This is a genomic window from Streptomyces sp. NPDC048361, assembly GCF_040651795.1.
Taxonomy (GTDB): Bacteria; Actinomycetota; Actinomycetes; order Streptomycetales; family Streptomycetaceae; genus Streptomyces.
In genome coordinates this window covers 49,702-58,475 of sequence record NZ_JBEZKW010000051.1, presented here as the reverse complement: position 1 = coordinate 58,475, position 8,774 = coordinate 49,702, and the positions used below count along the sequence as shown (strand labels likewise).

Genomic DNA, 8,774 nt, shown 5'->3' with positions numbered 1-8,774 from the left:
CCCCTGTGGGGGGGGGGGGGGGGCGGGCGGGGCGCGGGGCGGGGGGGCGGGGGGGGGCCCGCGCCCCCCCCCCGGCCCGGCCGGCCGGCCGGCCGAACGCCCCGCCCCGCCCCGCCAAGGACCAGGCCCCGCCCCACCCCGCCCAGCCCGCGCCGCCTCGACCCGCACCCCGCTCCCCCTCACCGCTTACGCGGAATGCAGGGCGAGTGTCGGTGAGAGGCGGGAGGCGCGGACCGCCGGGTAGAGGCCGGCGACCGTCCCGATGGCCAGGGTCGCGCCGAATCCGCCGGCGACCGCCCAGGGCGGGATCACCCAGGGGATGCCGCTCGAAACCGAGTAGACCGCCGTCGCCGCGCCGCCGAGAACGATGCCGGCCGCACCGCCGAGCCCGGACAGGAGTAGGGACTCGGTGACGAACTGGCCCCTGATCTGGCCCCGGGTCGCGCCGATGGAACGGCGCAGGCCGATCTCGTAACGGCGCTCCAGGACCGAAATAATCATGGTGTTGGCGACGCCCACCCCGCCCACTAGGAGCGCCACTCCGCCGAGCCCCAGCAGTAGACTGCTGAAGGCGCCCTCCGTGGCCGCCTTCGCCTGGAGGCCCGAGGAGGGATCGCTGACCCCGACATCGCGCGGGGTCTCGGGGGAGACGGAGCGGGGGATCAGATCGTGCACCCGGTCGACCACGGCATCCGCCGAGCGCTCGTAGACGGCCGTGGGCCGGCCGTCGAATCCGAGGCGGTTCCCGGCGACGTCCCAGCCGACCAGCGCCGAGCGCGCGATCTCCGGTGCCAATGGAAGCGGATCGAGGATGCCGAGTACGGCGAAGTACTGACCGTTGATGAACACCTGCTGGCCGGGGGCGGTGATGCCGAGACGCTGCGCCGCCACGTCCCCCAGCACCACCGACGGGTACGTGCCGGTGGCCGAGTTGAGGAAGGAGCCGCTGCGCATTGTTGCGCGCAGGGCGGTGAGCAGGTCGTTCGTGGCCGCCTGCACCTGGATGCCGCCGGTGATGGTGTCGGGGATCTTCTCCGAACGCCGGACCGTCTGCGGTATCGAGCCCGTGGCGCCGACGTGCTCCACCCCCGAGATCCGCGCCACCCGCCCGGCCGCGTCCTTCGCCATCGGCACGGGCTTTCCGGTAAGCAGATTCGTACCGGGCGTCACCACCAGCATGTTGGTGCCGAGCTTGTCGAGCTCGCGGAGCAGCTGCTCCTTGCTGGACGCCGAGATGCCCACCACCGCGATCATCGTGGCGATGCCGAGCGCGATACCGAGCGCGGAGAGCACCACTCGAAGCGGGCGGCTACGCATCCCTGCGGCCCCGGTGTGCAGGATGTCCCGCGGGCCGAGCCGGGCCGGCCTGAGCGCCGGGCGCCCACTCATCGGTTCTCCTCGGAGAGCGGCGTGACGATCGGGCCGCTACTGCCTGGGCCACGACTTCCCAGGCCGCCTCCGCCTGGGCCACCACTGCCTGGGCCACGACTTCCCAGGCCGCCTCCGCCTGGGCCACCACTGCCTGGGCCACCACTGTCCGGGCCGCTATCGCCTGGGCCACCACTGCCCAGGCGGCCTTTGCCCGGGCCACCACTTCCCAAGCCTCCACCGTCTGGGCCACCACCTCGCAGGCCGCCGCTGTCCTGCACGATCTGGCCGTCCCTGATCCGCACCTGGCGCGGCAGTCGGGCCGCGATCTCCGTGTCGTGGGTGATCACGGCGATGGTCGCGCCTTCCGAGTTGAGTTCGTGGATGAGGCCCATCACCGCTTGCCCGGACACCGAGTCGAGGGCGCCCGTGGGCTCGTCCGCGAGTAGCAGATCGGGCTCGCCGACGACCGCGCGCGCGATGGCCACGCGCTGCTTCTGTCCGCCCGACAGCTCGTGCGGCCGGTGCTGCATGCGGTCGCCGAGTCCGACCCGCTCCAGCGCTCGGGCCGCTCGTCTGCGGCGCTCCGCGCGCGGAAGACCTGAGTAGAGCAGCCCCTCCGCCACGTTGTCCTGGGCGGTGATGCCCGGGACCAGATGGAAGGCCTGGAAGACGAAGCCGATGTGCTGGGCCCGCAGCGCCGAGAGTCTGCGGTCGCTGAGAGCGGCGGCGTCATGGCCCGCGATGGTCACGGAGCCCGTGGTGGGCAGATCGAGGGTGCCGACGATGTGCAGCAGAGTCGACTTGCCGGAGCCGGACGGGCCGACGATCGCGAGGAGCTCGCCCCGCGTGACGGTGAGGTCGATCCCGCGCAGCGCGGCGACCCCGCCCGGGTACTCCTTGGTGACCCCGGCCAACTGGACGACGGGCGGTTCGATGCGGGCGGCATGGCTCCCTACGGGATGGATGCGACTCATATGGATGCGACTCATGTCGAGGGCACCCCGACCCGCAGGCCCGAGTGCAGCCCGGTGCCCGTTATCTCGACGCGTCCCTGCGCGAACATGCCGAGCCGCACCCGCACTTCGCGCGCCTTGCCGTCCCGCACCACCTGCACCCCGAACGAGCCGTCGTCGAGCGCGAGGAGTGCCCCGACCGGCACGCTCAGAACGTTCCGGCGGGTCTCACCGCTGAGCTTCACGGTCGCGGGAGACTTGTCGATTCCCGTGACCTTCCCGGGATCGTCGAAGGTGACGGTCACCGCGATCCGGGGTGTCTTGTCGTTCGGGTCGTCGCCCGCTTTCGCGGTCGCGCCGACCGCCGACACCGTGCCCGAGGTGGTGGTGCCGTCGGGCAGCTCCACCCGCACGGTGGCGCCGTCCTTGGCGAGCGCCGCGTCCGACACCTTCAGCTGGAGCTGTACGACCCGGTCGGAACTGGTCGTCGTCATGACCTTCTGGCCCGGTGAGGTTCGGTCTCCGACCGCCGCCTCCGCGCTCTGCACCCGCACCGGCCCGGTGGCGAACGCGATCTGCCCGGGGCCCACGCGACCGCTCTGCGTCACACCGTGCGCCTTCTGCCAGCGCTTGACCGCGTCGACGGTGCCGGGCGTGAACGTCCCGTCGGCGGCGAGCCCGCTCCCGTATCCCAGGGCCCGCAGGTTCGCCTTCAACTGCCGTACGTCGGCGCCCTTGTCACCGCTCTTGAGGTCCCGGTACATCGGCTCGCTCCCGTACATCAGACGGATGTCCTTGCCGTCGACCGCGTACAGCCTGCCGTCCCGCTTGACGGTGGAGCCGGTGCCCGAGATCCAGGTGAGGGTGCCGGCGGCTCCCGCGTTGAGTTTGCTCTCGCGGGAGTAGCCGAGCGTGCCGTCGACGCTGGTGCTGTTCACCAGATCGCCCTGCTCGATGGGGGCGGTGGTGGTCGGAAGCCCCGTCCGCTGTCTGCCGGAATCCTGGGGCCCGGGCTGCGCGATACCCGTGACGGCGAACCCGCCGCCTGCGACGGCCGCGACCGTCACTACCGCCGCGACCATGGTCCGGGGCCTCATGCGGCACACTCGTTGAGCGCCTTCATGAACTTGTCCGGGTCGGCCCCGTCGGGAATCTTGAAGCCGCTGCTGTGACCGCTCTCCACCTTCGGGTCGGGCATGTCGAAGCCCACGATGATCGCCGAGGGTCTGCGCCGCGACGCGATCGCGGTGGATGTGGCCCTCGACGGGCTGAGCGGGCTGCGCAAACTGCAGCTCGGCGCCTACGACGTCCTCGTACTCGACCGGGACCTGCCGGGCCTGCACGGCGACGACGTGTGCCGCGCCGTGGTGGACGAGGGACTGCTCACCCGCGTGCTCATGCTCACCGCGTCGGGAGCCGTCCGCGACCGCGTCGAGGGTCTCGGGCTCGGCGCCGACGACTACCTCACCAAGCCGTTCGCATACGACGAACTGCTGGCCCGGGTGCTCGCGCTCGGGCGCCGTACCCGGCCCGCACTGCCCCCGGTCATCGAGCGCGCCGGGATCGTCCTGGACACGGCACGCCGTCAGGCCCGGCGCCATCACCGTGAACTCGCCCTGACGCGCAAGGAGTTCGCGGTCCTGGAGACCCTGATGCGTGCGGACGGCGGGGTGGTCAGCGGCGAGGACCTCATCGAGCAGGTGTGGGAGGAGCACGCCGGATACGACACCAATCCGGTACGGGTCGCTCTCAGCCGACTGCGGGCCAAGCTCGGCGATCCACCGGCCATCGAAACCGTCCCGGGGGCCGGCTACCGCATCGCCCGACACCCCGGCCCCGCATCCGCATCCGGAGCCGGGCGGGCCGCGCGGTGATCCGCCGCTTGATCCCCGCCACCGAGCGGGCCCGTCTGACCGCCCTGTACGGCGGGTTGCTGCTGCTCGCGGGGTGTGTCCTGGTCGCCGTGATCTACGTGTTCGTCCAGTACGGCCTGGACAACCGGATCGGCAGCGCGTTCACCGGAGCGGTGCCCGGCGGGCGGACCTCGCCGTCGCCCAGCGCCTCGCCACCCGCCGAGCTCGTACCGTCCGAACAGGCCGGTGAGCACGCCAGGACCCAGGTCGTGCAGGTCGTCGCGGCCACCACCCTCAGCCGGCTGCTGACCGTCTCCGGCATCGCCCTCGCCGTCTTCGCCGTACTCTCCCTCTTTTTGGCCTGGTGGATGGCGGGCCGGGTGCTGCGTCCGGTCGGCCTCATCACCGCCACCGCGCGCAAGCTCTCCGGTGAGAACCTGCATCAGCGCATCGACCTCAAAGGCCCACCCGGCGAGCTGAAGCAACTCGCCGACACCTTCGACCAGATGCTGGGCAGAATCGAGCAACTCGTCGGAGCGCAGCGGAGGTTCGCGGCCAACGCCGCTCACGAACTGCGGACGCCGCTCGCGGTGCAGCGCGCGGCCGCCGAGATCGGCCTCGTCGACCCGGACCGCGAGCGGATCCGGTGGATCCGCGACGAACTCCTCCAAGTGGCCGACTCCAGTGAGCACTTGATCGAGTCACTGCTCCTGCTCGCCGCATCCGATCAGGGCCTTGAACGCCGTGAACCGGTGGCGCTCGACGAGAGCGTGAACGCCGTCGTCGACGAACACCGCGCCCAGGCGCGCGAGCGGGGTATCACCGTCACAACCGCGCTTGAGCCCCTGACCGTCGAAGGCGACCCGGTGCTCCTCACCCACCTGATCCGCAACCTGATCGGCAACGCGCTGCGCTACAACCACCGTGACGGGACACTCCACGTCACCCTCGGCGAGGCCGGCCGCACGCTCCGCGTCACCAATACCGGCCCCGCCGTGCCGCCGGACGCGGTGGCCGACCTCTTCGAACCGTTCCGCCACCTCAACGAACGCAGGCACGCGCCCGGTGAGGGAGCCGGACTGGGGCTCGCCCTCGTCGCCTCCATCGCCCGCGCCCACAGCGGCGGGGCCACGGCGGAGGCGAACCCGGGCGGCGGGCTCACCGTGACCGTACGGCTGCCCTGACCAGGGCCACGTCCAGCACGCCGCATCGCAGAACCGTGTCGCAGAGCCGTTTCTGGGATCGGTCCGGAGCCGGTCCGGAGCCGGTCCGGAGCCGGTCCGGAGCCGGTCCAGGACCGCAGCACGGATGTGCAGCACGGATACACAGGGCACGGATGCGCAGGGCAGGGATGCGCAGGGCGCGGATACATAGGGCACGGATGCGCAGTGCGGCTCACGGATGCATGTGCGCCCCCTTGAGGATCTTGTCGACCGCGTTGCGCGGCCCGTAGACGGCGAGGCCGACCAGATCGAGATCGGCGCCGGGCACGGCCCGGACCGCCGCCCGGTTGTCCGCGTCGTTGCCGGTGCGGAACATGTCGCTCGTGAACACCGCACGCGGAACATCCCGGCTCAGGGCCCGGGTGTGGGCTGTCCGCAGCACCTCCTTGCTTCCCTCGAAGACGAGGACGGGCTGGCGGAAGAGCGGCAGATAAGGGGTGTCGTCCGCGTCGGCGTACGGCTCGCCGATGGTCTCGGGCAGCCGCGTGCCGACGCCGCTGACCAGGAACGCCGTCACATTGAGGCGCTGCCATGTCTCCAGGTCGTCGCGGAGCAGCACCGCGATCTTGGTGTCGAAACGTACGGGCACACTGTCCGGTGTCATGGAGTCCGATGTCATGGAGTGAGACTGCCGAACCGGCGCGGGCCGCGTCTTGTACGTTCTTTGCGTGACCGCAGGACAGGAGATCTCCGCTTGGCGCCCCCGGGTCGCGGGGGTCGTGGAGGTCTTCCACGCCCGGTTCACCGAGCACTCCTATCCGATGCACGTCCACGACAGCTGGACCCTGCTGATCGTCGACGACGGCGCGGTCCGCTACGACCTCGACCGCCACGAGCACGGCACTCCGGGCGACGCCGTGACGCTGCTGCCACCGGACGTGCCGCACAACGGATCCCCGGCTACCGCTCAAGGCTTCCGCAAACGTGTGGTCTATCTGGAGCGGGCCCAGCTGGACGACAGCCTCATCGCCGCTGCGGTCGACGGCCCCGGTGTGCTGGACTCCGTGCTGCGGCGCCGCGTCGGGCAGCTGCACACGGCCCTCGCGCACCGGGGCGAGGAGCTGGAGGCGGAGAGCCGCCTGGCGCTCATCGCGGAGCGGCTGCGCGGGCATCTGCGCGGGCAGCCGCTCCCGCGTCCGGTGGCCGGCGCGCAGCCGCAGGGTCGCTCCGTCGCGAGGGCCCTGCGGGAACTCCTCGACACGCGTGTCGTCGACGGGGTGAGCCTTGCGGAGGCCGCCCGTCTGGTGCACGCGCACCCTACGCATCTCGTGCGCGCCTTCACCGCGGAGTTCGGTATCGCGCCGCATCAGTATCTGACGGCCCGTCGAGTGGACCGGGCGCGTGGGCTGCTGCTCGACGGGCGCCCACCCGGTGACGTGGCTCGCGCCACCGGCTTCTACGACCAGTCCCATCTGACCCGTCACTTCAAACGGGTGGTGGGCACCGCGCCGGGCCGCTATGCCCGGCGCGGGGCCAACAGACCGCCGGCAGCCGATGAGGAACGCCGCCGAGGTAGCCGCGCCGAGGGCGGCGCCCGCCACGGTCTGCATGACCGTGTGGTAGGTCAGGGCGACCCGCGACCAGCACACCGCGACGGTGACCGCGTAGGCGAGCAGCCACCACGGGGTGTGCACCACGGCGAGCAGCGCGACGACCGCCGACGCTACGGACGCGTCCACCGATATCTTCCACACCGTGTTCACGGCGAGCAGGAAAATGGTCATGACCCACAGGGAGAGCATCGCGGTCAGGATGCCCCTCGGGGCGTGGCCGAGCACCATGACGAGCGAGCCCGCCCCGATCGAGCCGAGGATGACGAAGAAGATCGGCGCCCGCTTGGTGCGGTCGACGACGTGCCGGTCGCCCCAAGTGCCGCGCCTGCGCTCCCACTCGATGTAGCCGGCCGGGATGAGGCCCGCGCACAGTGCGCCGAGCAGTCCCCACAGCAGGCCGGTCCACTCGCCGGCCGCGGCAAGACCGATCCCGAGCATCCCCACCAGGAGCACGTTGCGGGGCTGAAGCACTTCGGTGACGATGAGGGCCGCGGCCGTCGCGCGGCCCTCGGTCCTGGTCAGGGTGTCGCTCACGCGGTCTTCTCCAGGGAGTCCAGGACGCCGCGGGCCCGTTCGCCGCTGACGGTCCGGAAGGCGGCGGCCACCCGTACCAGCCGGGCGACTTCGCCGTCCTGGTCGGTGGCGTGATTGGTCTCGAGTGCGGCGGCGCTGCCCGCCGGGGCGCCGTCGGCCTTGGCGGCGAGGGCCGCCTTGATCCAGTACGCCTCGGCCAGCGGCCCGGCGTCCTGCGACGGCGGCACGTCGCCGGAGGCGGCCCGCCGCGCGGCCGGCAGCAGGGCGTCCGGCACGTAGTGGCGCAGCTTCTCCACGGCGTCCGCGATATCGGCGGCCCAGCGGTCGATCCGCAGGTCCGCCGGCGTGCCGAAACGGGTCAGCTCCCGGACGAGCGGGGCGGGCGGTTCGAAGGGCTGGTCGGGGAAGGCGGTCATCAGCTCCCGCCACAGCGGATGCAGCCGCGCCTGCGCGCGCCACAGCCGCACCCGGCGCCACCCCTTGCTGAACGCGGGGATGGAGGCGCCGAGCGCGAAGAACGCGAACAGAACGACCTGCGCCGCCTCGGTGACCTCGTCGAACTGCAGGGCGAAGGCGGGGCTCGGCTGGTCGGCGACGCTGACCCACAGGAACAGGGTGCGGCTGACGGTGTAGCCGACGCCGATGAACATCGCGAACGTCATCATGCCGAGCCCGACACGCAGATGACGGGCGGTGGCCCCGGCGGTGGCCAGCGCCCACTGATAGGCGCAGACGGCGGAGGCGGCGCCCAAGTACAGGTAGAACACGCTCATATAGAGCGTGGCACCCCACTGGCCCGCGTGGTCGGACACGAAGCGGTCCGACGCGTACGAGCGGTCGACCACGGTGAAGAAGAGCACGGTCAGCAGGATCAGCGTGGCGACGGAGGCCTTGGCAGCCACCTGCTGGATCAGCCGGGCGAACCGGACGTGACGCGGGATGACCCCGTCCTCCGGGAAGTGGCCGTAGATGGCCACGATGTAGCTGAGGATCGCCAGGATCGCGATCGTCGCCGTGTAGTGCTTGATCAGGACCGCCAGGTCGACGACGGGGCTGTTGTTGAGCCCGAGGCGTACGACCTTGGTCTTGGTCCACAGGGCGATGGCGAAGCCGGCGTAGCACCCCCACAGGGCGCGTCTGCGTTTGTCCTCCTCATCCCCCCAGAGCGCTGCGGGCATCCGCCACAGGGCGACGGCAGTCATCAGGCCGGCTATGAGGTAGCCGGCGAGGTCTAGCGCGGTCACGGGTATTCCTCGGGGTCACGAGCGGGGACGGAGGGGGCGGTGT

The 8,774-nt window shown here is 71.6% G+C and carries 6 protein-coding genes and 3 pseudogenes; 3 read left to right on the top strand and 6 right to left on the bottom strand.

The window, feature by feature from the left end:
• Positions 1–186: 186 nt before the first annotated feature.
• The 3 genes and pseudogenes from AB0D31_RS25975 to AB0D31_RS25965 form a co-directional block, all read right to left on the bottom strand.
• Positions 187–1,389 (bottom strand): ABC transporter permease, encoded by a 1,203-nt coding sequence (locus AB0D31_RS25975; RefSeq protein WP_362727472.1) that lies wholly within the window; start codon positions 1,387–1,389, stop codon positions 187–189.
• 251 nt (positions 1,390–1,640) lie between these two features.
• Positions 1,641–2,345: pseudogene (locus AB0D31_RS25970) on the bottom strand (ABC transporter ATP-binding protein); the annotation flags it as partial.
• Between the two features lie 11 nt (positions 2,346–2,356).
• On the bottom strand, positions 2,357–3,421 hold the full coding sequence (locus AB0D31_RS25965; RefSeq protein ID WP_362727470.1) for a peptidoglycan-binding protein: 1,065 nt from the start codon (positions 3,419–3,421) through the stop codon (positions 2,357–2,359).
• Between the two features lie 99 nt (positions 3,422–3,520).
• On the opposite strand from AB0D31_RS25965, the gene AB0D31_RS25960 reads away from it, so the two are divergent.
• Together AB0D31_RS25960 and AB0D31_RS25955 are read left to right on the top strand one after the other, a co-directional pair.
• Entirely contained in the window at positions 3,521–4,198 is a 678-nt protein-coding gene (locus AB0D31_RS25960; RefSeq protein ID WP_362727468.1) for a response regulator transcription factor, read from the top strand.
• 8 nt (positions 4,199–4,206) lie between these two features.
• Positions 4,207–5,361, top strand: coding sequence for an ATP-binding protein (locus tag AB0D31_RS25955; protein ID WP_362727466.1), 1,155 nt, complete (start codon positions 4,207–4,209; stop codon positions 5,359–5,361).
• 211 nt (positions 5,362–5,572) lie between these two features.
• On the opposite strand, the gene AB0D31_RS25950 is transcribed toward AB0D31_RS25955, so the two are convergent.
• Complete coding sequence (locus AB0D31_RS25950) at positions 5,573–6,019, bottom strand: DUF2000 domain-containing protein (protein WP_362727464.1); 447 nt, start codon at positions 6,017–6,019, stop codon at positions 5,573–5,575.
• Positions 6,020–6,053: 34 nt separating this feature from the next.
• Here AB0D31_RS25950 and AB0D31_RS25945 point away from each other — a divergent pair.
• A pseudogene (locus AB0D31_RS25945) lies at positions 6,054–6,872 on the top strand (AraC family transcriptional regulator); the annotation flags it as partial.
• 18 nt (positions 6,873–6,890) lie between these two features.
• Here the strand turns inward: AB0D31_RS25945 and AB0D31_RS25940 are convergent.
• A pseudogene (locus tag AB0D31_RS25940) lies at positions 6,891–7,487 on the bottom strand (hypothetical protein); the annotation flags it as partial.
• Positions 7,484–8,731, bottom strand: a complete 1,248-nt coding sequence (locus AB0D31_RS25935; protein WP_362727462.1) for an MAB_1171c family putative transporter — start codon at positions 8,729–8,731, stop codon at positions 7,484–7,486. The gene AB0D31_RS25935 and the pseudogene AB0D31_RS25940, both read right to left, overlap by 4 nt.
• Positions 8,732–8,774 lie beyond the last annotated feature (43 nt).